This window comes from Shewanella sp. BJSY2023SW007 (assembly GCF_047314525.1).
GTDB classification, from domain to species: domain Bacteria; phylum Pseudomonadota; class Gammaproteobacteria; order Enterobacterales; family Shewanellaceae; genus Shewanella; species Shewanella chilikensis.
The window spans coordinates 1-25637 of sequence record NZ_JBKORL010000092.1 but is presented as its reverse complement, the minus strand read 5'-3'; the positions used below and the strand labels follow the sequence as shown (position 1 = coordinate 25637).

The window sequence follows — 25637 nt, the reverse complement described above, 5'->3', positions numbered from 1 at the left end:
AACGGCTTAAAATAGAGATATCTCAACAGCTACAAATGAGTCGAGACAGCCAAGGCTGCTGCTGCAGCCAACCCTACCAGCACTATCCAAACAATGGCATTGCCGCTTCCTGGCTCTTTGTCGGCCAATTCCAGTTCCGGATGCCCCTGCAAATAGTCATCCACCTTCTTTTTTGCCTCTTTCAGGCTCAGGTTATCTCGTTCTCGCAGGAGTTTAATCGCATGAATCGTCTGCCTGTCTTCCAGTAGACTGATCACTTCCAAATCCAAGGAACTCTCTTTGGTGAGGGTCATAGTATCTTCCTGATTAGTGGGGGACGTCATTGTCACAACTTTTCTAATACTGATAACTGTAGCTATAAAAAAGCATAGTTCCAAGTAGTAACTTGTTCTCTTTTTTAGCTATTCAGAGTCTCCCACTGCCTGGACACCTCCCTTATAAGCCCTCTAAAAATCATACTACTTGCGATTTAAGTTGGCTTGGGATGTGAACCAAAAGTGTATAGACAGCATGTTTGTCTGCCGATTGCAGTAAATCATGCTGATTTAAACCTTAACTGAATTCAAAAACCAAACACATCTGCAGAGGAATTTTCAAAGTAACCCTCTATTTTTTAACGACAGCATACGATCATTAATAAACTTTCATCCCGCCCTAATCTTAACCTCATCTGCAGTTGTTTATCCTGCCGCCGCTTTAAAAACCAAGACCCTAAGGAGAACAGAATGCAAAGAAGCATATGGCTGGTTCCTCTCGTTGCCGGACTGAGCGCCTGTGGCGGTTCAGACTCCAATGAGTCGAACAATCCCGATCCCCAACCGCCGGTTGCCACTTTGGCCAAGACTATCCAAGGTACCCTGCAAAAGGTCGATACGGATACGCTTTGGGTCAATGGTGTGGCAATCCCGGCGGCCAGGGCCAGTGTTGAAATCAATGAAACCAAGGCCAGCCTCACTGAGTTGAAGCCCGGTATGCAGCTCAACATCAAGACAGATGGCAACAGTGCCATCAGCGTAGACTATGACCCTGTGCTGGTTTCCCCGGTGAGCGCAATTGATGCCGAGCAGGCTATTGTGGCCGGTTACCAAGTAACTGGACTTGACCTCAGTAAAGTCAAGGCAGGTGATATAGTTGAACTCAGTGGTTACAACCTGAGTGATAGTCAGTTCAAGGCCACCTATTTTGCTATCGACAATGACAGGCAAGAGATGGAAGTTGAAGGTCGGGTAAGCAAGCTGGACACTCATCTGAAGCAGTTCTATCTCGGTAATATGCAGGTGGACTATGGTGCCAATGCCGTTCAGGTAGATGACACGCTGGCCAATGGTTCCTGGGTAGAAGTTGAAGGTCAATATCAGGGTGAAGTATTACTGGCTTCTGAAGTGGAAGTCGAACGCGCCCCGGATTTGGACAAGGGCACTGAGGTAGAACTCGAAGGTCAGGTTACCTGGGTCAACGAGTTGCAAACCCGCTTCACCTTGAACCAAAAATGGCAAGTGACACTGGATGGTAAAACTCTCTATGAAGATGGCACTGTTGCCGATCTCAAACCCGGTGCCTTGGTCGATGTGGAAGGCCTGTGGCAAGACGATACTCAAGAGCTGAAGGCCACCGAGATTGACTTTGAAAAACAGAGTCAGCCACCAGTGATTGCAAGCCACGCTTTTGAAGTTGAAGGCAAGGCTGTGTATGAGGCCGGTGTATTCAGCATCAACGGCATAGCGCTGACACTCACGCCTCAGACCCGCTTTGAAGATGGTTTGAACCAAGCCAGCCTCAACGGCACCTGGGTACAGGTTGAAGGATCAGAGCAAAATGGCCAATTCCTGGTAATGGAAATCGAACCTGAGGTGCAGGAAGCGGACATAGAGCTCAAGGGCTTGGTCAATGATGACGGCCAAGGCGCCAGCCTCTGGGGTTATAAGGCCAGCGACGACAGCCTTGCGCCTCATATTGGCAAAAGGGTCGACCTGGAATGCCGCTTAAGTGGCGAACTGCTGAGCCAGTGCCGCCTGGATGATTGACAACACAAGATGACAAAAGAGTGCCGGCTTTCTGCCGGCACTCTTGTTTCTATTTCTGTAGACGGCTTTATCGCAAAGGCCTGAAGCCTGCGTAACTCAACTTGCCTTGCTGGTTTAACGGGTCACCAAGGGGTTTTAATTTGGCCTCAGTGCGGCTCTTACAGCCACAGCCGCCACCACAACCGCCTTTCGCTTCCGCTTCATGGCCATGCTCATCACCATGGCAACCACAGCCACCACCACAGCCTCCTTTGGCTTGATGTTTGAGTGACGGACGTCCAGCCGCAGCACTGGTCAGCCGCAACTGAATATCACTGGCCGCAACCAGCAAAGCAGCGATATCACTGCTCTCTTTGCCGGGCCGACAAACGCTGATGCCGCCATCGAGCAGCTTACCCAACATTCGCTCACCGATTTGATCCACCAACACAATGCGGCCACCTTTGTCCTTGATAAGCTGCAGCATCGCCTTTTTGGCGGCGCAGTTGCCGCCTGCGGCTGCCGGATTATCCAGGGTAAAACAGTGGTTGTGCTTGTTATCATAAAAGGCCAGTTCTTTGGCCTTGGTAAAATGCCCGGCCAAGCGGCCCCGGCTCAAGGGTATCACTATCATCTCTGTTCCTCAGTGTGGGGCAACTCCAGCATCTGTCCCTCTATCAGGGCCTTGGCCAGCTTATGGCGTGCCTGCTTAATCAAGTTGCCAAAAGTCTGCCTGGATATCCCCATCTGCTCGGCGGCCTCTTGTTGCGCCAGACCGCGAAAATCGGCCAACGCCAGGGCCTCAAACTCATCGGCAGCCAACGCGACCGCCTCCAGGGCTGAGGCCGGAATGCCGTTGGGTTTGTAGAAGCGGCAGGGCGTGCCATGCTGCAGGCGGCGGCATTTTCTGGGTCTGGGCATGGGAGTATCCTTATTTGTTATTGGCATATGCCAATAACTCTATTCTGACTTTGAACCTGTATGGGATCTGTGATCCAGGCAAGAATTTTGCGTTTTTAAAGAAAAAGGGATGCCGATGCATCCCTTTGAATAAGCTAACTTGAACCTCTGCGGCTCAGTGTAACCTCTGATACAGGGCGCTGTAGGCTGGCGACTCCTGCAGCAGTTGCTCATGGCTACCACTGGCCACTAGCTTGCCTTCATCCAACAGGTGGATGGCATCCATCTGCGCCATACCGGTTAGGCGATGGCTTATCATCACCAGCGTCTTGTCTTTGGCAAACTGCAACAGCAACTTGAGGATCTCCTGCTCGGTGCGCCGATCCAGCCCCTCTGTAGGTTCATCAAGCAGCAGCAGCGGCGCATCCCGCAGCAATGCACGAGCCACGCCGATCCGGCGCTGCTCGCCACCGGATAGCTGACGCCCGCCTTCACCTATCCAGGCGTTGAGCCCCTCACCCGCAAGCAGCCCCTCCAGCCCAACCTGGCACAGCACCTCGGCTAGCGTGTCATCAGTGACTTTTTCCGGCAAGGCCAGCTGCAGGTTATCTCTGAGACTGGCGCTGAGCAATTGTACCCGCTGACTGACCACTGTCATGGAAGCCCGCAAGGTCTTTTCATCCAGAGAGGCCACAGGTACGCCGCCCAGCAGTATCTCCCCCTGCTGCGGCTGCCACTGACGGGTTATCAAGGCCAGCAGACTGGACTTACCCGAACCGGTTTTCCCAAGGAGCGCCACCTTGCTGCCCGCCGAGACCTGCAGCGACAAGCCTTGCAGCACTGGCTGGGTATCTGTGTAACCGAAATGCACATCTTTGATGCTAAGGGCGCCGCTCTCGGGCGCACCTGCCGAGACGGCAGGGAATTCAATGTCGGAGCGCTGCTCTGTCAGCTCGGACACCCGCTTGGCAGCCAGGAGCACAGAAGACAGATGTTGAAAGGCGCCGGCCAGCGGCATCATCATCTCGATACAGGCCAGAGTGGCAAACAAGACCATGGCCAGCAAAGGCCCGGGAGGCACGGCCGGCCCAACACCTGCGGCAGCAAACCAGAGCAGCAACAACACCAACAAGCCGTGACAGAGGATCAACATGGCCTGGCTCAGGCCGGTGATCGCCGCCATCGCCTTCTGACTGGCAAACCAGCTCTGCTCGGCGCGGTCGAGTTCCGCGCGAAAGCTTTCAGCAGCGCCACCTTTGGCATCGGAAAACAGACTCAGCTCTGCCTGGCCGGATAACCATTCCAGCAGCCGAACCCGGTAGCTGCGCCGCGCTTCAATCAGCTCGCGCCCGGGCTGCCTGCCAAGCAGGTAGAACACACTCGGCAACAACAACCAACTGAGCAAGAGGCCAGTACAAAGCAGGATGGCCAAGTTGAGATCAAACCAACCGATAAAGGTGGTCAATGCCAGCAACATCAGCAAGAAGGCCGTCAGCGGCGTCAACAACCTCAGATACAGGTGATCCAGCGTGTCGATATCGGCCACCAAACGGTTGAGCAGATCGCCGCGGCGCATTCCGGAGAGATTGCGTTCACTCAAAGGCAGCAAAGAGCGCCAGGCCCACAACCTGAGATCGGTCAGGATCCTGAAAGTGGCCTCATGGGTAGCCAGCCTTTCCCCGTAGCGGCTTGCCGTGCGGGCAATGGAGAGGAAGCGCACCCCGCCCGCCGGAGTAAAGTAGTTGAAGGCTTCCGCCGTCACCAGAGCCAGACCGGCCACTGCGGTAGCAGATAAAAACCAGCCGGAGAGCGACAACAGGCCAATACCGGCCATTAGGGTCGTTACTGTCAGCAGCAGGCCGACAAACATCATCAAAGACTGGCGGCGGAACAGACGGATAAAGGGCAGTAACAGCTTCATCTCAACGCTCCTCCCCTGACTCTGGTTTTGACTCTGGTTTTGACTCAGACGCGGGTTTTGAGTCTGACCCGGCTTCCGCCTCAGCGGTCGCGGCAATCGGCGGCGTATCATCGAGGGAGACCGCCAGCGGCAGCTCATCCAGCATCTGCGCCAGCAAGCCCGGCTGCGCTTTGAGTTCGGCAAAGGTGCCCTGCTGCACCAGTTTTCCCTGATCCAGCACCAGGACTCTGTCCATCCGATCCAGTTGATCCAATCTATGAGTCACCATCAGGCAGCTCTTACCGGCCATCGCCTGCCACAGCGCACTCAGCACCAGTTGTTCACTCTGGCTGTCGAGGCTGGCGCTGGGCTCATCGAGCACAAACAGCTGCGCCTGACGCCCAAGGGCGCGAGCCAAAGCCAGCCGCTGCGCTTGCCCCACAGACAGGCCACCGCTGTATTCATCCAATTGATGCGCCAGCCCATCCGGCAAGGCGCGAACATAGTCGGCCACCTTGGCCTGTTGCAGATAATCCCACAATTGCGCCTCGGTCAATTCGGGCTGGCCGAGGCGCAGATTATCGGCGATGGTGCCGTGGAACAGCTGCGGATTCTGGCCAAGCCAGGCGATACGGCTGCGCCAGGCGGCAGGATCCAGTTCGGCCAGTTCAATACCATTGAGCTTTAAGCTGCCCTCATAGGGCAGAAACCCCAGCAGAGCGTTGAGCAGGCTGGTTTTACCGGCGCCACTCGGGCCCACCAAGGCCAGCTTCTCGCCCGCCGCTAAGCTAAAACTCAGCGGCCCCAGTAAAGGCACCCCGTCTATGCTCAACACCTTGAGATCCCTGGCCTGCAGTTCAATGCTCTCACCGGAGAGGGGCTGTTCGCCACGCTTGAGTGGCTCAGGCAATTCCAGCAGTGCCATCAAGGATTCGGCGGCGCCCACCGCCTGGGCCTTGGCATGGTAGTGAGTGCCCATGTCGCGCAGCGGCTGATAAAACTCTGGTGCCAAAATCAGCACAAACATCCCGGTAAACAGGCTGATACCCATGCCGTAATGGCCAAAGTCCAGGTGCCCCAGATAACTGAAGCCGAAATACACCGCCAAAATGGCGATGGATACCGCGGCGAAAAACTCCAGTACGGCGGAGCTGAGAAACGCCATTCTGAGCACAGCCATGGTACGCTCACGAAAATCTTCCGAGGCCTTGCCTATGGCGCGCTGCTCCGCTTCGGCGCGATAGAAAAGCTTGAGCGTTGGCAAAGCCTTGAGGCGATCCATAAAGTGGCCGCTCAATTGCTGCAGCGCGCCAAAATGCTTGCGGTTGGCATCGGCGGCGCCCATGCCGACCAAGACCATAAACAGTGGAATGAGGGGAGCAGTGCCGAGCAAAATCAGGCCACCGGCCCAGTTGATGGGGAACACACATACCAAGATGATCAGCGGAATAAAGGCCGCCAGGCTCATCTGCGGCAGGTAACGGCCGTAGAAATCCTGCAAATCTTCTATCTGTTCCAGCACTATACTGGCCCAACTGCCGACAGGCTTGCCATTGACAAAGGCCGGCCCCAGACGCTCAAGCTTATTGAGCACAGCGGCGCGCATCTGCTCTCTAAGGCGTCTGCCGGCCTCGAAGCTGACTCGCTCTCTGAGCCAAGCGATAACGGCTCGCAGCAGCACCAAGGTGGCAAAGGCCAACATATGCGGAATAAATGCCTGTCTCTCTAGCTCGTCGATAATCAGCCCCTGCAACACAGTGGCCAGCACCCAGGCCTGACCCACCAGCGCCAAGCCGTTGAGTACGCCCAACAACACAGAGAGTTTAAGGAAGGGGCCACAGGCAGATTGTTGCGCTTTGAGCCAGCGACCGAGTTGTTTCTCTAAGGATTTGTCCATGGGATCCTACTGCAAAATCAGCTAATGACGCTGTTGCTGCCAAAGCAGCAAGGTAATAGCTTGACCTAAGGCGAATCGTTCGGTAGGCAAGCAGTATCGCAGGCATCGTCAAGGGAATAAACCCGTTGCCAAGGAACTGTTACCGGACTCACAAAATTTGCGCCAGATCAAAAAAACGCACCATAAGCCAAGCAGCTTAACCCCAGGTTAACGACATCCCCGCTATCTACTTAACGCTAGTTCTACTTAACGCTAGAGGGTCGCTTCGATGGCACAGCTACCGCCGTGAGCACACAGTGCATACTCACGGGGTAATACCAGCTCAATCGAGACGACCGACCAGAGATGGAGTGCCCTCAGCGGCTGTGACCAAAACGCACCAGCACATGCCACAGCAACTTGAGCTGCTGCTTGAGCTCGGCTTCATTGCCAAGCATGCGCCACTGCTGCGGATCTTTATGCAGTGCCAGCGCCGCCTCCCCTATCAGACGGGCATCGAGCAGGCCATCCGGTGCCACCAAGGCGGCGAGCTTGGGCATGGCGGCACCGCGAAAATCTGGCGGCACCTCATCAACCGGCATTTGATAGCCCTGATGCCAACACAGCTGCAGTCGGTACTTGTCACACAAGCGCTGCATCAGGATCTCCATCTCAGTGCCTTTGAATGCCGGATCGGCCACCAAGTGAGTCAGGTCTTCACCTATCACCAGCTCACCATGGCATTGAGCCTCAATATAATGATCCAGGTCACCGCTCATGGGGCGCTCAAACCTGGCTGCCACCCCCAAAGGTAAGGCATCAACTAGATAATCAACCAAGGCCGCCGGGCGCAACTGACTTACACCCAATGCCGAGCTTCGCTCAAAGCACTCGTTGAACAGCGCAGCAAAAATATCTTCAAAGCAGGCCGCAGTGCCTTTTTCCCTGGGCTCACGGCAGGAGTCCAGATAGCTGAACGTGCAGCGGTGCAACAACGCAGGTGATGACAACAGATAACAGCTGCCGAAACGGGCCGAAGGGCCATTTTGATGCATGCCCAGATCCAGGGCGCCGTATTTGGGGCGCCCTCTGGCACCACGATAACAGTCGCCGAACAGCTGGTTTTCCCAATGATCTCGCGGACCACCAACCTGAGGCGAAAGTTTGCCGTTGGATACCCGGGTTTCAAACTGGGTCTTGTAAATACCATCGGCCAGCATACCGGCCAACACGGGCCAGCCGCGGGAATCGATTCTGTCCGGGTGAAAATGAAAGGCGATACGGCCATGTTGAGCCAGCATATTCAGCCCAAGAGTGAGCCGTGCCGTGTCGATGGCGGACATCGACTGCACATTCTTGATCACGCTCAGGGCATACTCCCTGCGGTGCAGCGCCTGTGCCTGTATATGCTCTATTGCCCTCATACACCTCACCGAGTCGAGGCCTGAATTTGGCTCTTGCTTTTCCAAGATAGGTTAAGCGGCTGCTTTGCAACAGTAAAAATTAAGACAAGTATAAAATAAAAGGGTTCAAGTTGGCTGCAATTAGCACTTTGGCCGCAAATGCTGTAAGCTTGCCGCCTTCGCCGCAACGCTGTGCACTGCGGCTCCCATATCTCAGCTCCGCGCTGTCAATTGAGAAGATTGCATGAGTTTTGCCTCCCTGGGCCTGTCGGCCCCGATTTTGAACGCTGTCGCCGAACAAGGTTACTCCACTCCATCCCCCATTCAAGCCCAGGCCATTCCCGCAGTATTGCAGGGCCGGGATGTGATGGCTGCCGCCCAGACAGGGACAGGCAAAACCGCCGGCTTCACCTTGCCTTTGCTGGAGCGTCTCAATGGTGGCATTCGTCCGCGGGGCAACCATATCCGCGCTTTGGTGTTGACCCCCACCCGTGAGCTGGCCGCTCAGGTGGCCGAAAGCGTCAGTCTCTATGGCAAGCATCTGGATCTGCGTAGCTCAGTGGTCTTTGGCGGTGTTTCCATTAACCCGCAGATGCAGACCTTGAGAAAAGGGGTCGATATCCTGGTGGCCACACCGGGGCGCCTGTTGGATCTGTACCAACAAAATGCCATCAAATTCGGCCAGCTGGAAGTGCTGGTGCTGGACGAGGCCGACCGCATGCTGGATATGGGCTTTATTCACGACATCAAAAAAATTCTGGCTTTGCTGCCGGCCAAGCGGCAAAACCTGATGTTCAGTGCCACCTTCTCTGACGACATTCGCCGCCTGGCAAAGGGCTTGGTGCACGATCCCGCCGAGATCTCAGTGGCTCCGGCCAACAGCACCGCCGAGCGGGTGAGCCAGAAGTTGCACCCGGTAGACAAGTCAAAGAAATCGGCGCTGCTGACCTCGCTTATCAAAGAGTACAAGTGGCAACAGGTACTGGTGTTTACCCGCACCAAACACGGTGCCAACCGTCTGGCCAAGCACCTGGATGGCAAAGGGATTGGCGCCGCCGCCATCCACGGCAACAAGAGCCAGGGTGCCAGAACCAAGGCACTGGCCGATTTCAAGAGTGGCAAGGTCAAGGTGTTGGTTGCCACAGATATTGCCGCCCGCGGCCTGGATATAGATCAATTGCCACAAGTGGTTAACTTCGATCTGCCCAATGTGGCCGAAGACTATGTACACCGCATCGGCCGTACCGGCCGCGCCGGTGCCAGTGGTCAGGCAGTGTCTCTGGTAAGTGCGGAAGAATTCAAGCAACTCAAAGACATAGAGCAGCTGATCGGCAAGACTATCGAGCGTGAAATCGTCAATGGCTTCGAACCTCAGGAAGCCTTGCCGGAATCGCGACTCAACCCGAACAAGATAGGCCCGAAAAAGCCCAAGAAGCCGAAAAAGCCCAAAGAGGGACATCAGGATGGCCAGCGCAGCGGCAACCTGGACAAAGGTAATGGCAACAAGCCGGCCAATGCTGAAAACCGCCATCGTCGTCCGGCCCAGGGCGCCAAGACCGAGGGTTCAAGTGCCAGACGCAGGCCCACAAACGCCAAGCCTCAGGGCGGTCGCTCCCAGGAGAGTAAGCCGCAAGGCGCCGGCAAGGGTAATAGCGGCTCAGGCCAGCCGCGCAATAACCAGGGCAGAACATCACAGCAACGCGACTCACAAGCGCGCGGCTCCCGGCAAAGAAATGAGCGCTAAGCTCAATCAAGCCTGAGATTGAAAGCCCACTTGAGTGGGCTTTTTCAATGCCGCAATCAATGCTGCAAGATTAGTCTGCCTAAAAACCATCCCCGCCTGTTACAATACCCCTTTACCATTTTTGCTCCATTTGCGAGCCCATAGGACACAGCTTGAGTGATTTACCTTTTTCCAGCCTGCCGTTGAAACCCGCCCTGCTGGCCACCCTGAACGATCTTGGTTTCACCGCCATGACCCAGGTTCAAGCCGCCAGCCTGCCGGCCATTATTGAAGGCCGCGACGTGTTGGCTCAGGCGAAAACCGGCTCAGGCAAAACGGCGGCCTTCGGTCTTGGGCTGTTGAATCGACTCAATGTGAAACGTTTTCGGGTTCAGTCCCTGGTGCTCTGCCCTACCCGGGAGCTGGCCGATCAGGTGGCCAAGGAGCTGCGCCGTTTTGCCCGCGGCATTCACAACATCAAGATCCTGACCCTGTGCGGCGGCGTGCCTGTGGGGCCACAGATAGGCTCGCTGGAACATGGCGCGCACATTATAGTTGGCACCCCGGGGCGGGTACTGGACCACCTGCAGAAGGGGCGTCTGGATCTGGGCGAATTGCAGCAACTTGTGTTGGATGAAGCCGACCGTATGCTGGAGATGGGCTTTGCCGATGCACTGGAGCAGATAAGCGCCTATATGCCGGACAAGCGCCAGAGTTTGCTGTTCAGCGCCACCTTCCCGGAGCCGATTGCCGAACTGGCCCGCGCCATGATGGATAAGCCGCTCAGCATCAAGTTGGAGCAGCAACATGATCAACTCAGCATAGCGCAGCAGTTTATCGAAGTGACGGACACCGCCTCTAGGCTGCAAGCGGTGGAAGCATTGCTACTGGCCCACAGGCCGGAGAGTGCAGTTATATTTTGCAATACCAAAAGAGAAACCCAGGAGCTGGCCGACAGCCTGGAGCAGCAGGGCTTCAGCGTGCGGGCACTCCATGGCGATCTGGATCAGCGCGAGCGCGATCAAGCTCTGGTGCAGTTTGCCCTCAAGAGCGTGGTGGTGTTGGTGGCCACAGATGTTGCCGCTAGAGGGCTGGATATCGAAGCCCTGGATCTGGTGATCAACTATCAACTGGCGTTCGATCCCGAAGTGCATGTGCACAGGGTCGGTCGTACCGGCCGCGCCGGTGCCTCGGGCCAGGCCGTCAGCCTGGTAGGCCCCAAGGATGGCATGCGAATGGCGCTGCTGGAGGATATCTTCGGCCCGCAAACCATGAGCGAACTGCCAAAGCCCGGCAATTATTCCTCAGCGCCGATAAGAGCGGCCATGCGCTGCATCCGCATTGAAGGCGGCAAGAAGCATAAGCTGCGCCCGGGGGATATTCTCGGTGCTATCACAGCCGACAACCGCCTGACCGGCGCCGATGTGGGCAAGATACAAATTCAGGATATCTGGTCTTATGTGGCGGTGCGCAGCGAGTGCGCCAATACCGCCGTCAAATTACTGAGTGAACGCAAGCTCAAAGGCAAGTCGTTCCGCGCCTGGGCGATGAAACCTTAAACCGAAACCATCAACACCGCCAGCGGCGGTGGTTTAAGGATGATAAAAATGCCTGCATCACTTTGCAGGCATTTTTATGTTTATCCACATAGCGGCAGTCTGCTGATGCTGCCAGCCAAATAGCGTTAGGCAAAAGCCATCAGCAAGCCTCTGGCATTAGTCAGCAAGTTGGCTGCGTTCAACAGTATTTTAGCGCGTGGAAGCCAAACTCTGTTCGCTAGTGAGATTCAGGCTCGCAATCCCGGCATCAATATCCCGCGCCAGCTTTTCAAGCCCCAGGGAGAGGCTCTCCACCAGCGCCGGGTATCCGTCTGAAGTCAGGGGCACGTCATAATGAAAGTCGGCCTGCAACACTTGTTCGCCGGAAGTCTTACTGATGCGCCAATGGCCCCCAATCAAGGCATCGCCGCTGTATCGTCCGTGAAACTCGTTGAAACTTAAAGTCAGGGTTAACGGCTGCTGCGCCGGTATATTGACCGAGGCCTCACGTGGGCATTCATTGGCCAACAAAGATACCATCTTGACCTTTATCTGCTCAGTGATATCACCGGCCCACAGATGCTGACGGGCGATAGCCAATTCATGGTTTGAAACCTGATAAACCAAACCATTGCCCGCCAGAAAGTCGGCCATTTCCACCCCGGCGAGGCGCCATTGACACTGGCGCAGATGGGATGTTGCTCTCGTTTCAGAAGTTGCCTGCGGCGCTTTACCCAAGAAATAAGTGGTTACCTGGGGTTGGCTGGAGCAGCCGGCCAATACCAGCAGTAGAGAAAACAGGATAATTCGCATATCAATCGGCCTTTTTCGGTGTCGGATCAGCGGCAGTATCTGCCCCCATGATCAAGAGGTTGGGTTTTTCATTCAGTTGCCGTGACAAGGGCTGCAACTCCCGCATCACAGCCTTGAGCTGTTTCAGGCTGGATTGCAATTCGGCGTACATGGCCGAGTCCTGACCATAGTCCTGCGCCATCCCTTGAAATTCCCGCAGCGTGTTTTGCAGCTCACCCGGTAAGGCCTGCATCTCCTGTTGCTTAAGCAACTGCTCCAATTTTTGCCCCACCTTGTCCCATTGCGCCAAGGCGGCACTGGTGTTTTCCAGGGTATGGTTGACCCCCTGGAAAGTGCTCTCCAGTGGTAAGTTATTTAATTTGCTGATCAGTTGCCCCACCTGCTTTTGTATTTCGGCCACTCCGGCACGCTTGGTGGGAAACAGTGGATACTCCATAAAAGTTCCGGCCTGGTATGGCTCGGCATCCGGATACAGATCCAAGTCGATGAACAGCGCGCCGGTTAACAGACTTCCTGTCTTGAGGCTCGCTCTCAGGCCCGCCCCCAAATCTCTGTCTATTTCTGAGCGCAGCTGCTCAAGCCCCGCCGACTCGGCGTTTTCAAATACCCGCGCCAGCTCAATTCTGACCAATACCGGAATGGTGCCATTGCTGAGTCCTGCGCCATGAACACCATACTGCTGCAACGTCAGCGGTGCCTTGACCACTTTACCTATGGTAATACCGCGGAATTCGACGCTGGCGCCTTCATGCAGCCCCCGCACCGACTCATCAAACAACATGACATATTCCAAATACTGGCTATAAAGACTCTGACTAGCCAGCTCCCGCGAGTCATAGAGACGGAAATGGTCCTCACCATCCTCAACCTTTTCCCCGGCCAAACGCCCCTCAGGCAAGCCAAAGCTGACGCCTCCTCTGAGCAATGACTCCAGGGAACCCACCTGCAGATCAAGCCCCTTGGCGGACAGCTGCATATTCAGCCCCGATGCCAGCCAAAATTGGCTGTTGCTGCGCACCAATTCATCATAGGGTTTATTGATAAACAGCTGGTAAAACGCCTGGCGTTTATCGGTATCAAAGCCGGTGCTTTCCACTCTGCCGACTGTGAAGCCTTCGTAGAGTACAGGGTCGCCGACGCCAAGCTTGCCCGCCTGGCGGCTATTGAGCACGACCCTGATGCCCTGTTCATCGGCCGAGGCTACCGGAGGGTGCTCCAGTACATTGAACTCATAATTGGCGACGGCAGATCTTCCCGGCTCCAACTCTATGTAGGCACCGGACAACAAGGTATCCAGTCCTGTGATCCCCTCTTTGCCGATTCTGGGCTTCACCACCCAGAAACGAGCGTCTGTAGTCAGCATTCTCTCGGCATCCGGAGACACTCTTGCCGTCGCGATAATCGCGCTGTAATCATCACTCAATTTAATGCTCTCAATCACACCAACATTGACATTACGTGACTTGAGAAAAGTTTTACCCACCTCAATGCCTTCGGCAGTCTTGAGGTGAAGCTTGATCTCACTGCCAAGCTGATCGAAGTAGTCGTAAAGCATCCAGCAACCAATCACCAGTGCAACTATAGGTATCAGCCAAACGGCAGACACCTTGGCGCTTGGGGACTCTTCGGCCCGGACATATTCATCATTTAACATAGATTCACTCATATTATTCATGGGTAGACTTTTTAAGCCCTGACTGACTCCAAAGCACCCTGGAATCAAAACTAATAGCGGACAACATGGTCAAGATCACCACCATGGCGAAGGAAAGTGCCGCAGGTCCCGGCTTAATGGCCATAAGCTCATCCAACTGAACCAGAGCGGTCAGCAAAGCCACCACAAAGATATCTATCATGGACCAGCGGCCGATGAATTCGGTTACCCGGTACAGCGACTGATTGCGATTTTCTTTACCCTTGCCTGTTCCTTTGCCCACCTGGCGAAACAGATAAGCCAGAGACAGGATCTTGGCGGTAGGGATCACTATACTGGCCAGAAAAATTACTGAAGCCACAGGATAGGAACCCAGATGCCAAAGCAAAACTACACCACTGATAATGGTTGAGGCCTCAGTCTGCCCAACGCTGGTGGTATACATGATGGGATAAAAATTGGCCGGTATATAAAACACCACGGCGGCCAACAAAAAAGCCCAGGCAGTCTGCATACTTTGTAGCGGAATATAAGGCTGAACCCCGGCGCCACAGCGACAGCAGTTTTTACTCGACACCAAATTTAATTGGCCGCAGATATGGCAGGTCTCGTGGTTGTGATTCAGATGACTGTCGCCACTACGAACCTTGGCAATCTCGTCTCTGGGCGACAAGCGATCCCAGATCCACGAACTATCAATGACGGAGACAAACTTCACCAATAGCAGGCTGTAAACGCAAAAAGCCCAGAAAGATGGTCCAAAACCAACATCCGCCAAGGCGATAATCTTCACCATGGCAACCAAGATCCCCACCAGAAACACATCGGCCATCAACCAGGATTCAAACTTGAAAACAAGCTTGCTGCCCACTCGGGCCCAACCTAAAGACACAGCCTTGCCTTGGCTCGACAGATAACCCAGGCGATAGATGGACATGGCAAAAAGGATATAGATCAACGGCAAGATGATCACACACAGCAAGATCACCAACGCCAATATACTATTGCTGGCGTAATGCATGCTGACCAAGGCCCCCCAAAGACTGACCTTTTGCGACAAGCCCTGGACACTGAAAGACAGAAAGGGAAATCCCAGGCTCAAGGCCAACATGATAAGGGTCGCCAAACCATAGGCCCAAACCTGCTGAAACGGTGCCTTCAAGGCTGACTGTAAGCCGTGATGACAGCGAGGACAGCTCACCTTGTTGCCGGGTTTGGGCTCGCTAAAAGCACTCACCAAACCGCACTCTTCACAGGCCTGCAACTTGGTATTTTGCCCTTGGCTGTCAGCACCTTCCGGCGGGGTATTTAACGACTCCACAATAACTCCTGTGATTTTCAGTGTGACCAGACTCAGCTGTTCACCCTGGAAAAAGCGGGTGCAGGGATAGACTCACACAAAGCCTTCTGCACCTAAGATCAACGCCTTATTGTTGCGACTGGGTTTGCTTCAAGCTCCAGTCGCCCCCGAGCGCCTTATACAGATTGACAACAGTAGAGGCGGTATTGAGCCTGGCCACGACTTCGGCATCCTGAATGTTGTTTTTGACATTCTGGGCATTCAACACACTCAAGTGGTTCTCAAGCCCGGCTCGATACAGGGAAGTGGCCTTGGTCACCGCCGTCTCGGCCTGGGCCTCTGCTTTGACTATATGCTTATGATATTCCTGGCTATTGCCGTAGAGCCTCAGCACAGTTTCAACCTCATTGATGGCGTTATTGACCGTCTGTTGGTAACTCAACACAGCTGTCTTAAAGCCACTCTCCTGGATATCGACCATGGCTTGAGTCCGACCGGCATCGAAAATATTCCAGTTAAACCCCGCCGCCAGCGCCCAAGTCGTGGAGCCAGAGGAGAAGAGATCGTCAAAGTGATCTGCCGATATCCCCGGGGCGCCGGTTAGATAAAAGCTGGGGTACTTGGCGGCAATGGCGGCCCCCAACTCCTGATTCTTGGCGGCAATTTCCCGCTCGGCCAAGGCGATATCCAAACGCCGGGTCAACAATTCAGAAGGCACACCGGTCGGGATCAACTGCTGCATCTGCGGCAATGCGGCATCAGTCAAACGCGCCTGGGTTTGGTTGATATTCTCCCCAAGCAGCAACGCCAGCCGATGCAGATGTGCCTGCTTGGCCGAGTCCAGCATGGGCAGCATCGCCTTGGTCGTCGCCAGCGCAGCCTTGGCATTGGCTACATCCAGGCTGGAGCCATAACCATGGCGCTCCAGCGATTCCACCAGTGCCAGCACCTCTGTCTGCTCCTTGATATTCTTGGCCGCGATCAGCATCCGCTCCTCGGCGCCGCGATATTGCAGATAGTTATCTATGACTTCGGCCGTCATCAAGGTGGTGAGGTTGGCTCTCAGTATTCTTGCCTGCTCAACCCGAATTTCGGCGGCCCGGCTCAGGCTATCGATGCGACCAAACAGATCGGCCTCCCAGGCTATCGTCGCCCCGAGAAAGCTGCTATTGGGATCTCTGTCCATCAATTTGACACTACCGCCACCGAGGGAGTCGGGCAAGTCGACGCCGGAAACTGCGCCCCCCATCATGGGATCGTTCTCGCTGATCCGCAGATCCATATACCCACCGCCCAGAGAAACCGAAGGCAACTTCAAAGATGACACTGCCGTTTCGTAGGCCTGGGCCGAACGGATCCGCTCGGCGGCGATTTTCAGGTTGATGTTTTGCTGCTGCGCCGTGGCTACCAAGGCATCCAATTGCGGATCATTGAACTGCCGCCACCACTCTTGATAGTCAAGGGCCTGAGCCGCCACGCCTTGGGTATCGGCATTGAAATACAGCTCACTGACCTTCACGCTTGGCAACTGATAGTCAGGTGCCATGCTGCAACCACTGACCAGGGTTACGCCGACAATGGCAGCCAAAATATGCTTCTTCATTACTTCACCTCTTTGGCTGTCAATACAGGCTGTGATGGGGCCGCCAACTCAAGTTGTTCGGCTTCTTTTTGTTCATCCCTGTGATAAAACAAGCGATAAAGGGCCGGCATTACAAACAGTGACAGCACTGATGCCGCGGTGAGACCGCCAATAATGGTGGCCGCCATCTGATCGAACAAGCGATCGGTAAGCAGAGGGATCATCCCCAGCGCCGTAGTCAACGCCGCCATTGAGATCGCCATGGTTCGATTCAAGGTCGCAGCCTTGATCGCCTCGGCAATGCCCAAACCGTTACGACGCTCAAGCTCTATCTGATCCATCAGCACAATACCGTTTTTGATGATCATGCCCGAGAGGCAGATCATGCCGACTATCGCCATAAAGCCGAAGGGTTTATCCAGCAACAACAGACTCCAGACAATGCCAATGGAGGCCAGCGGCAAGGTGATCATGATGATCATGGGCTGGCGGAAGGCATTGAACATGGCGACCAGAATGATCAGCATCAACAAGGTGGCCTTGGGGTTCTGTTTCATTAAGTCATCAATTGAGCGCTGCTCGTCATAGTATTCACCGCCCCACTCCATCTTGTAGCCGGCCGGCAAGGCAATGGCTTCAATCTCAGCGGCAATCTGCTGACGAACATTGGATGCGGTGTCGCCGCTAACTCCGGCCTGAACCGTGATAGCCGGCAGCCGGTTGCGACGCCAGATCATGCTTTCTTCACCTTTTATCTCTATGCTCTCAACCACTTGTCCCATAGGCACGCTGTGAGTGCCCAGCAAAGAGCGCACCGGAATATTCTCAAAGTGCTCCAGAGTTGCGTTGGCGCTGCGCAGCTTAATGGGAATAAGGTCATCCCCATGCCTCATGGTGCCCACCTGGCTGCCTTCGGTCACCCGATTGATGGCATTGGCAATATCGGTTCGGGTCACGCCGGCGAGACGCGCCGCATGCAGGTCCACCATAGGCGTCATCACCTTACTTTCCTGGCGCCAATCGTCGCGAACATATTTGAGATTGGGGTGTGAGGCCATTACAGCCTTTGCCTCATCGGCCAGACGATGCAGCACCTCGGGATCCGGGCCGATAAAGCGCGCTTCAACCGAATACTTATCCTTGGTCGCCAGTTTGAGATCCCTGAATCTCGGCTCTGCATAGGGGAATTGCACTTTTAACCAAGCATCACCACGACTGACCAGGGGCTCAATATCCTCATAGCTGCGGGTGTTGATCAGTATCTGACCATAGCTGGAGTCCAGCGGCTCGGGTTCAACCGTCACCGAAAAGCGCGGTGCACTCTCGCCGACCGAGCTAGAAATACTCTCCACCTCTGGTTGCTGCAATAACCAGGCTTCGACCTTGCGCATATCGGCAGAGGTCTGCTCTATGCGACCACCATTGGGCAACCAGTAATCCAGAAACACTATCGCCCGGTCCGATGACGGCATGAAGTTCACCTTCAGCAACGGTGCGGCCAACAGGGTGCCGACCAGTAAAGGAACAACATACAACAAGGTTTTCTTGGGGTTTTCCACTACCCAATCAACCGCATTTTTGTACATCAACCAATAGCGTGAAGGGGCTTTTGCTTTGTCTTCATCAACGGCCGTGCCGAGGAAGAACCAGCACATCAACGGCGTGACTATCATGGCGATCACCCAGGAAAGCAGCAGTGAACTGCACAGCACCTGGACAATGGACAGGGAAAACTCGGCCGAATCGGTTTGTGACAGCAATACCGGCGCCGTGCCCATGGCGGCAATCACAGTCGCCGCCAGTAGCGGGACAGCCATCTCCTTGATACTATCGATAACCGCCTGGGTACGCTCTATCCCTTGTTTAATCTTGGCCTGGAACAGATCCACTATCACAATGGCGTTATCCACCAGCATCCCCAGGGCCAGAATAAAGGAACCCAGGGAGACCCGCTGCAGATCCACATTGGTCAAATTCATGTAAACCAGGGTAAATAGAATCGTCAGCAACAAGCTAGCACCAACAATCGAAGCACTGCGCCAACCCATAAAGATCAGCAGCACAACCACAACTATCACAATACTTTCAATAAGATTGCTAATGAAGTTATTGACCGACTTCTGTACTTCTTCCGGCTGATAAGCGATAACCCCGATACCGGCACCCGCAGGTAATTCGGCCTGATAATCCGCCAGCACCTGTTTGAGAGTGTCGCCTATGCTGACCACATTGATACCGTTGACTGGGCTCACAGCCAGAGTAACCGCCTGTTGGCCATTGAAACGGCTTAAAGTAGTTGCAGGATCCTGATAGTCCATAGTGATATCGGCGATATCGCCCAAGCGGATCACCGCCGAGTTCAAACCATTGATCCCGGTCTGAATACTGACGTTACGAATATCATCCACAGTTTGGAAACTGCCGCCCTGCTCTACCCGCAGGTTTTCAATCCCGAGATCAAAGTCACCGGCGGTCACTGGCATATTCTGGCTCTGCAGCTGATCGATCAGTTGCAGCATGGTCAGGCCGGTTTCGCTCAGACGTTCTTCCGAGACGCGGATATTAACCACCTGCTCATGAATACCGTGCAGCTGCACCTTTTTCACGCCATCAACCGCCTTGATCCGCCGCTGCAACTCTCTGGCGTGATCTTTCATCTCCGCCATGCTCATATTGTCGCCATAGACCGCAAACAACATGCCGTAGACTTCGGAAAACTCATCCTGGACTATGCTGATCTGCGCCTGCATCGGCAGCTCCAGCTTCACATCTTCCACTTTGCGGCGCAGTAAGTCCCACTGCTGCGGCAGTTCGTCAGAGTTCACCTTCTCTTTGAGATCGACAAAGATCATCGAGCTACCGGGACGGGATAGTGAACGCAGCTTCCACAGCGACTCCATCTCTTCCAACTTGGTCTCGACTTTGTCGGTCACCAACTGTTCCACTTCCTTGGCATCGGCCCCCGGATAGAGAGTCACGATAACCGCGCTTTTAACCGTAAATGAAGGGTCTTCCAACTTCCCCAGATCAAAATAGGAGTAGATCCCGGCAATCATGCCAAGAATCGTGAAAAAAATGACAAAGGTTTTTTGTCTCAGTGCAAAGGTAGACAGATTCATGACTTAACCTGCGCCTCGCCCAATACCTCCACCTTGTGTCCATTTTCCACAAAGGCTCCACCGGCCAAAATGATACGTTCACCTTGCTGGAGTTCGCCGGAAACACAGATAGAGTCGTCGGTTTGACTCATGGCTTTAACCGCTACTGCGCTGGCATGCTCATTCACTACCCGATTAACGTACAGCTGGCTCTTTTGACTGGATACCGCCATGGCCGGAATACAAAACACCGGCGCTTGGCTGGCGTAAGGTAAGTTCACCGCCACATTGACCGCCTTTCCGGCAACCAACTGCTTAGGCGCTTGTTTCAGGGCAAAGGTCACTTCATAGGTGCGTTTGAGCCTATCGGGGACACTGGCAATCTGGGTGATCTCGGCCGCAACCGAACCTTCAGCATTGAACCAAGAGACTTCACCGTTTGCGCCCTGGCGTAGATTCCAAATTTGACTTTCAGAGACATCGACCACGGCATTAAGTGTGGTGGGTTGATGTATAGTCACTATCTGAGTACCAACATCCACCTGCTCATATCGGTCGACAAAGCGCTTACCTATGACGCCGTCATAGGGAGCTTTGAGAGAGGTATAGGCCAGAGAGTCCTGGGCCTTTTTCAAAGATTGCTTCAGCAGCTCGACACCCGCCTTGGCGCGTGCTTCGGCACTAATGGCCCGATCCAGTTTGACCCCGGCTATCGCCTTATCATTAATAGCGGCGCGAACCCGCTTGAGCTCGATGGCTGCCAAACGATGTGCAGCCTCGGCCTCACTGAGCCTGGCCTCAAGCTCCATCACGCTGACCTGAAAATCATGAGGATCCAGACGAGCGATGACTTGACCCTTTTTAACCTGACTGCCTTCATCAGCCAAGATCTGCTCCAGTGTGCCCGGCACCCTAAAAGACAGCTCAGCCGTCTTGTCCGACTCCAGAATGCCACTGAACTGATGCACTCTGTCACTGACCGGAGCCGGAAGCTCCATCACCTGAACCAGTGGAAGCGCGGTCGAGGCCGCCTGTGGTTGCTCACTGTTGCCACAACCCCACAGCATGAATACCACGCTACTGCATAGCAGACTTAACTTAAGCCCGGTCGATTTTACTCTTGTCACTGCAATTTCCTAACTACTTATATCAATTGCGGCACAGAGTAATACCAGGCCATATTTAAAACAATAACATATATTTACACATCAATGTCACGGAATTCATGACAATCTACAGATCCAACTTACGTGCCTCCTCAATAATACTGTCGATCAATAACCTGGCGGCATGGGTCATCCCCTTGCGGCTCGGATAAACCAACCAAACATCATCAACATAAACTTCACACTCGGGCAGTACTTCTACCAACTCACCCGACTTGACGTGTTCTTCGGCGCTCAGTTCAGCCAACAAACTGATACCAGCACCATTCATAACAGCATGTTTTACGTAGGAACTATTGTTGGAGATCAGCCTGCTATGGGTTCGGTATTCACCCTGATTAAAAATCCATTTATCTTCCAGCTCGCCGTTGGCCAAACGGTGAATGATCAAAGCATGATTATCCAGATCATTTATCGATGTGGGCATGCCATGCTGCGCGATATAATCCGGGCTGGCATAGAGCTTTCGCAATCCTCTCATCAAGGGGCGGGCCACGAAGGAACTGTCTTTCATCTCACCTATATGAACACAGGCATCCAGACCGTAGGTCAAAATATCGTGGTATCCCAGGTTGCTGACATGAGTTTCCAAAGTGATCAGCGGATATTTTCGAAGAAATTCCTGCAACAAGTTGTGGGCGACAATATCGGCATCGCCAATCAAGCCCAGTTTGACAGAGCCCGTTGGCATATTCCTTTGGTTCTTGATTGACTCATTTAACGACTCCAATCTGGGAATAATCTCCAGCAACTGCTGATAGTAAATTTCTCCGGTGGGCGTCAGAGTCAGCTTACGTGTAGTTCTGGTAAAGAGTTTGCTACCTAAATCAGCCTCCAACTCACCAATACGGCGGCTGACATAGGCTCGTGGAACACCTATGGAACTGGCGGCGGCGGCAAAGCTGCCCAGATCCACAACCGATAAAAATAATCTGAGGTCGTCAATTTTCACTGTTTTCTTCTCATACCAAACATAAGTTACACACTATGCCTCTAAGGAGACCAAGATGACAAATGCGGAATATCAACAGCTCAGATAACGCATGAGCATGGCTCCGCACTACCAGTCACAATCCCACCTTTCCTTACTCATTGTAAGCCATTAACTCATAAAAGGTGTTATTAAAGCCTTACCAAGATCTACAGTTACAAAATAATTCAGTATAAATTCAAAATACAACAATTGAACCTCAATGTTATCACAGTTCACAAACCGACAATCATACTTACATTATAAAAAGTACACTTGTAAATAATATAGACCTATAAAAACTAGAAGAGCCAACCCTTCACCTTACTATTGGGTTGCAAGTAAATTACACTCTACACTTAACAGATTAACATTAATGATATTGGCAATTATAAAATTAGCAATAACCCGACTGACATTGGCTTACCCTGCCAACATTGAACATTTCAATTTTGGCTCTGCAACTTATCGCGAATTCAACCTAAATACTATCCAAAAGGATTCAATCAAAACTCAATCAACCAGTCACATAAAGTTATTCACCTTCTGCAACAAAAAAAGTCAAAGTTCCGTGTGTCGCAGTGGGATAATTTACTTCACTGAATGTCTTTGGTTATTTTTCATCTAAATTAAATACAGTAAAGCTTTCATTTTTCCAATCTCGAAATTGGTACCAACCCCAACACTTAATGGAGTCATATTTTTATATAAAGCTATAACTCGCCATTGAAAACATCTATTATCCAACTACTGTTTATAACAGAGATGATTCAAACTTGTAGTAGTGCTGATCATTTTTAATACCTATAGCCATGTTACCAGTCAGGCCAACTAATTCTCCCAAGCAGAATCAGGCACCACTTCAAAGATTAACTCGGCGGCCCCGTTGTTGATACACCTGAAACCACATTATAAACAGTGACTGAAAGCATGATTTCCGCCAATTACAGTCGATCCGAGGCATCAGTGAGATATGTTTAACATAGGATGATGTACCACATCTCTTACGTTCTACAATCATCCGTTTACTTGCCCCCCATTAACTGGTGACAAGGCAGGACAATTCGCGATAGCATAAACAAATTAAACCATCATTCACTAAGCAACTAATTTTAACTGCAAATATGGGATTTTTCACGAAAGACTGATGGGAAAAGCCTCACTACAAGTTTTAAGAAACAACTCGCAACAAGGACTTTGCATGAAACAAAGATTGATATTTCTTGGCCTGGCCCTGGGTGGCCTAACTCTCAATGTCAACGCTCAACAATGCGATCTCAGCATTACAGGCAGTGTGCCCGAAGGGATTAGCCTGGATAAGTTGGTCGTTTCCACCTATGGCAAGGAACTGCCGGTCACCAGCAGGGACTACTCCCTGTGCGCCAGCAAACAAGATCTTCAAGTCGTCGGCCGCCATAGTCCCAACAACACCATTTACCTGATGGATAAGAGTGGTGTTATTCCCAGAGGCGTCTATACCGCCGAGGTGTTTGTCCAGAGCAAGGCGATCACCTTAGACCCGGCTTCCAGTTTGACCAAGCAAGCCTGTGACCTGCGCTGTGGCTACTATGCCAGCCAAAGGGTGCAGAACTCCAAAGAGTTGCAGCAACTGGCGGCCGAATACCAACGACTGTCCGCCACTGATGGCAAGGCGATTAGCGCCTTCCTTAGCCAAAACCAAGCCAAATTAGATCGAATCTATTACGGCGATATCCACCCTAAGCCATCAGCTCCAATAAACACCGGCGATCTCTGGGTCGATCCCTACAGCGGCGCGGGACTCTACTTCGATGCCCCCGAAACCATACTCAACAGCACCTTTAGAGATTATGTGAGCTCCGAAGCCAGAGCGGCGCGGCAGCAAGATGAGGCCGTCGCCGAAGCAATGAAGCAGCATAAAGCTTCACTACAAAGCCTAATGAAAGGTTTCAACAGTTGGCAAGAGCGGGTGGAAGCCGTCAACAGACTTAGCGCTGAGCTAAAGGCCAACCAGGATCCGGCTGCGATAAAGGTGGCGCAAATATTCGAGCGCGGCCTTGAAGAAGCCGAGGCAGCTCTTAAAAGTTACCTTACCAACGACAACAAAACCCCCATCGCATCTCTAACCCGGGCAGACAAGACCTTCGAACTCTTGTTGGCCGACTGGACCAATGCCGCCTATATCCACAGCAAGGACAAACAAGCCTTCGCGGCCTTGTTCAGTGAGCAGTTTAAGCAGCAACTGCCGATACAAAATCGCGAGTTGGACAAGGCGCTGAGCCGCCTTATCGATTTGCCAAATCATCTGGGTAAGTTGTCTATTGAGGATGGCTATCAAAACATTCAGCTGGAGTTTAACAAGGTCCTGCCAGACTCGAACCAACGCTATGACTTTAAGGATGCCTTGCACAGCGTTCGCTTCGTGTATGAGAAGGGAGCCTGGCGACTCGACAGTGTCAGCCAACTGCCCATTCGCCACTATGATAAAGGCTAAATAGCTGTTTGATCCGCCCCGATAGTTACTGAAGTATCAGGCTTGATAGCGGCGGCGCGTACTTCAATTAACAGATGGGTCAGTTGATACACTGAATGTGGCATTGAGGGTCTGGAATCTTCAACCAAAGGCCGTTCCTGTATGCTGCCAAACTAAAGCAGGCCGGTTGGTGTGATGATTACCGAGAAAGAGTGTTCTTTGGTTAGATAATGTTCAAAGTATGCTCTGGCCCTGCCCTTTGACGTAGGGCTTTACACCTCATTTAAAAATCTTTACTCAATTCTAGACCATTAGAGTCTTTCTGAGCATAGAGGGACTCGTATTGAAATGACAAAGCAAACTCAAATGAAGTTTGCTTTGATAGATTCAACACAATTCTCTTCACATCATCAAATGGGTTAGGCAACGTAGCATCAACATCAAAATATGCTCGTAGTCCAACAGACCAGTCTGCATCTTCCAAGTCTTCAGTTAATACTGTCGAATTTTCAAGATTCGTCTTAACCGACATGGACGCATTTGTATTAGGTAATATTATAGACAGCTCGGACTCCGTCTCAAACAATTCAGAATACTCAACCCCCATTAAAGCGTCTTTTATATCCTGAAGCCTAACACCCTTCGCAACTTCCAAATTGAGAGTCATAGTCATCTTAGAACTTCCTCAATAAAACATTTTCACCGTCAATCAAATACAGGTTCTGTAAACCATTCACCGGCTTTTCATCCAAAAACTTCAACATATCAGCTGAACTCAATGGGGAATCGGTAATGTTCAAAACTATATCCGGTGCCTGGTGCTCAACCTTATAAATCATATTATCTCTAATGGTGTGCGGTTTTTTAGACTTTGGAGAATACACATCTGCTGGTCTTCCATAAACGAAAATACAACAAAATACAGGACATCCTAAACACTTTCTGAGCAGCAAGTGGAAATACAGGACATCCTAAACACTTTCTGAGCAGCAAGGAAGCACGCTGCTGGGTGTCAGTCTCTGATAAATAACGCGATATATAGACGATATATAGGACATCCTAAACACTTTCCGAGCTGCAAGGAAACTCGTTGCAGGGTGTCAGTCTCTGAGAAATAACGACGGATTTTTGGAAGTAGGCTCTCTGAGACAAGTAATCTACATACTTCATACAAAAACTGCGGTTGCCAGGCATGCCAACGGCAGGCTTAAGCCTGTTGCTGCAATATCACCAAGGGTTTAAGGTTAATGGGGATGTAT

General features: G+C 52.7%; 19 protein-coding genes. 4 read left to right on the top strand and 15 right to left on the bottom strand.

Annotated elements, in window-relative coordinates; translation table 11 throughout:
- Nucleotides 1-29 precede the first annotated feature (29 nt).
- Nucleotides 30-293, bottom strand: a complete 264-nt coding sequence (locus ACMHXE_RS15935) for a hypothetical protein (protein WP_101052664.1) — start codon at nucleotides 291-293, stop codon at nucleotides 30-32.
- A 432-nt stretch (nucleotides 294-725) separates the two neighbouring features.
- Here ACMHXE_RS15935 and ACMHXE_RS15930 point away from each other — a divergent pair, with 432 nt between their 5' ends.
- On the top strand, nucleotides 726-2024 hold the full coding sequence (locus ACMHXE_RS15930; protein ID WP_101052666.1) for a DUF5666 domain-containing protein: 1299 nt from the start codon (nucleotides 726-728) through the stop codon (nucleotides 2022-2024).
- A gap of 67 nt (nucleotides 2025-2091) precedes the next feature.
- Here ACMHXE_RS15930 and ACMHXE_RS15925 read toward each other — a convergent pair whose 3' ends face one another.
- The 5 genes from ACMHXE_RS15925 to ACMHXE_RS15905 form a co-directional block, all read right to left on the bottom strand.
- Nucleotides 2092-2637 carry a NifB/NifX family molybdenum-iron cluster-binding protein gene (locus tag ACMHXE_RS15925; protein WP_101052668.1) on the bottom strand — a complete coding sequence of 182 codons (546 nt, stop codon included), beginning with the start codon at nucleotides 2635-2637 and terminating at the stop codon, nucleotides 2092-2094.
- Complete coding sequence (locus ACMHXE_RS15920) at nucleotides 2634-2924, bottom strand: DUF134 domain-containing protein (protein ID WP_025888568.1); 291 nt, start codon at nucleotides 2922-2924, stop codon at nucleotides 2634-2636. Before ACMHXE_RS15920 ends, ACMHXE_RS15925 begins: the two co-directional genes overlap by 4 nt.
- A 154-nt stretch (nucleotides 2925-3078) precedes the next feature.
- A complete protein-coding gene (cydC, locus tag ACMHXE_RS15915; protein WP_101052670.1) occupies nucleotides 3079-4824 on the bottom strand; it encodes a heme ABC transporter ATP-binding protein/permease CydC in 1746 nt (581 codons plus the stop codon).
- A 1-nt stretch (nucleotide 4825) separates the two neighbouring features.
- On the bottom strand, nucleotides 4826-6700 hold the full coding sequence (gene cydD / locus ACMHXE_RS15910) for a heme ABC transporter permease/ATP-binding protein CydD (protein ID WP_101052672.1): 1875 nt from the start codon (nucleotides 6698-6700) through the stop codon (nucleotides 4826-4828).
- A gap of 356 nt (nucleotides 6701-7056) precedes the next feature.
- Nucleotides 7057-8103, bottom strand: a complete 1047-nt coding sequence (locus tag ACMHXE_RS15905; protein WP_101052674.1) for a DUF3626 domain-containing protein — start codon at nucleotides 8101-8103, stop codon at nucleotides 7057-7059.
- Between the two features lie 223 nt (nucleotides 8104-8326).
- Here ACMHXE_RS15905 and ACMHXE_RS15900 point away from each other — a divergent pair, with 223 nt between their 5' ends.
- Both ACMHXE_RS15900 and dbpA read left to right on the top strand, forming a co-directional pair.
- Entirely contained in the window at nucleotides 8327-9826 is a 1500-nt protein-coding gene (locus ACMHXE_RS15900; protein WP_101052676.1) for a DEAD/DEAH box helicase, read from the top strand.
- 152 nt (nucleotides 9827-9978) lie between these two features.
- On the top strand, nucleotides 9979-11364 hold the full coding sequence (dbpA, locus tag ACMHXE_RS15895) for an ATP-dependent RNA helicase DbpA (protein WP_101052678.1): 1386 nt from the start codon (nucleotides 9979-9981) through the stop codon (nucleotides 11362-11364).
- A 189-nt stretch (nucleotides 11365-11553) separates the two neighbouring features.
- On the opposite strand, the gene ACMHXE_RS15890 is transcribed toward dbpA, so the two are convergent.
- The 7 genes from ACMHXE_RS15890 to ACMHXE_RS15860 form a co-directional block, all read right to left on the bottom strand.
- Nucleotides 11554-12156: a membrane integrity-associated transporter subunit PqiC gene (locus ACMHXE_RS15890; RefSeq protein ID WP_101052680.1), complete on the bottom strand. Its 603-nt coding sequence runs from the start codon at nucleotides 12154-12156 to the stop codon at nucleotides 11554-11556.
- 1 nt (nucleotide 12157) lies between these two features.
- Entirely contained in the window at nucleotides 12158-13810 is a 1653-nt protein-coding gene (gene pqiB / locus ACMHXE_RS15885; protein WP_165565968.1) for an intermembrane transport protein PqiB, read from the bottom strand.
- A gap of 13 nt (nucleotides 13811-13823) precedes the next feature.
- A complete protein-coding gene (locus ACMHXE_RS15880) occupies nucleotides 13824-15131 on the bottom strand; it encodes a paraquat-inducible protein A (protein WP_224867548.1) in 1308 nt (435 codons plus the stop codon).
- A 106-nt stretch (nucleotides 15132-15237) separates the two neighbouring features.
- Nucleotides 15238-16713 carry an efflux transporter outer membrane subunit gene (locus tag ACMHXE_RS15875; protein ID WP_101052682.1) on the bottom strand — a complete coding sequence of 492 codons (1476 nt, stop codon included), beginning with the start codon at nucleotides 16711-16713 and terminating at the stop codon, nucleotides 15238-15240.
- Nucleotides 16713-19811, bottom strand: a complete 3099-nt coding sequence (locus ACMHXE_RS15870) for an efflux RND transporter permease subunit (protein ID WP_101052684.1) — start codon at nucleotides 19809-19811, stop codon at nucleotides 16713-16715. The genes ACMHXE_RS15875 and ACMHXE_RS15870 overlap by 1 nt, the downstream gene beginning before the upstream one ends.
- The gene (locus ACMHXE_RS15865) at nucleotides 19808-20917 is read right to left on the bottom strand and encodes an efflux RND transporter periplasmic adaptor subunit (protein WP_224867552.1); all 1110 of its coding nucleotides are present in this window, start codon (nucleotides 20915-20917) and stop codon (nucleotides 19808-19810) included. Before ACMHXE_RS15865 ends, ACMHXE_RS15870 begins: the two co-directional genes overlap by 4 nt.
- A 106-nt stretch (nucleotides 20918-21023) precedes the next feature.
- Nucleotides 21024-21908 (bottom strand): LysR substrate-binding domain-containing protein, encoded by an 885-nt coding sequence (locus ACMHXE_RS15860; protein ID WP_101052688.1) that lies wholly within the window; start codon nucleotides 21906-21908, stop codon nucleotides 21024-21026.
- A gap of 1219 nt (nucleotides 21909-23127) precedes the next feature.
- Between ACMHXE_RS15860 and ACMHXE_RS15855 the strand changes: the two genes are divergently transcribed.
- Nucleotides 23128-24399: a hypothetical protein gene (locus ACMHXE_RS15855; protein ID WP_101057779.1), complete on the top strand. Its 1272-nt coding sequence runs from the start codon at nucleotides 23128-23130 to the stop codon at nucleotides 24397-24399.
- Nucleotides 24400-24661: 262 nt separating this feature from the next.
- Here ACMHXE_RS15855 and ACMHXE_RS15850 read toward each other — a convergent pair whose 3' ends face one another.
- Together ACMHXE_RS15850 and ACMHXE_RS15845 are read right to left on the bottom strand one after the other, a co-directional pair.
- Nucleotides 24662-25051, bottom strand: coding sequence for a hypothetical protein (locus ACMHXE_RS15850; RefSeq protein ID WP_071239079.1), 390 nt, complete (start codon nucleotides 25049-25051; stop codon nucleotides 24662-24664).
- Between the two features lies 1 nt (nucleotide 25052).
- Nucleotides 25053-25331, bottom strand: coding sequence for a hypothetical protein (locus tag ACMHXE_RS15845; RefSeq protein ID WP_224867554.1), 279 nt, complete (start codon nucleotides 25329-25331; stop codon nucleotides 25053-25055).
- Between the last annotated feature and the right edge of the window lie 306 nt (nucleotides 25332-25637).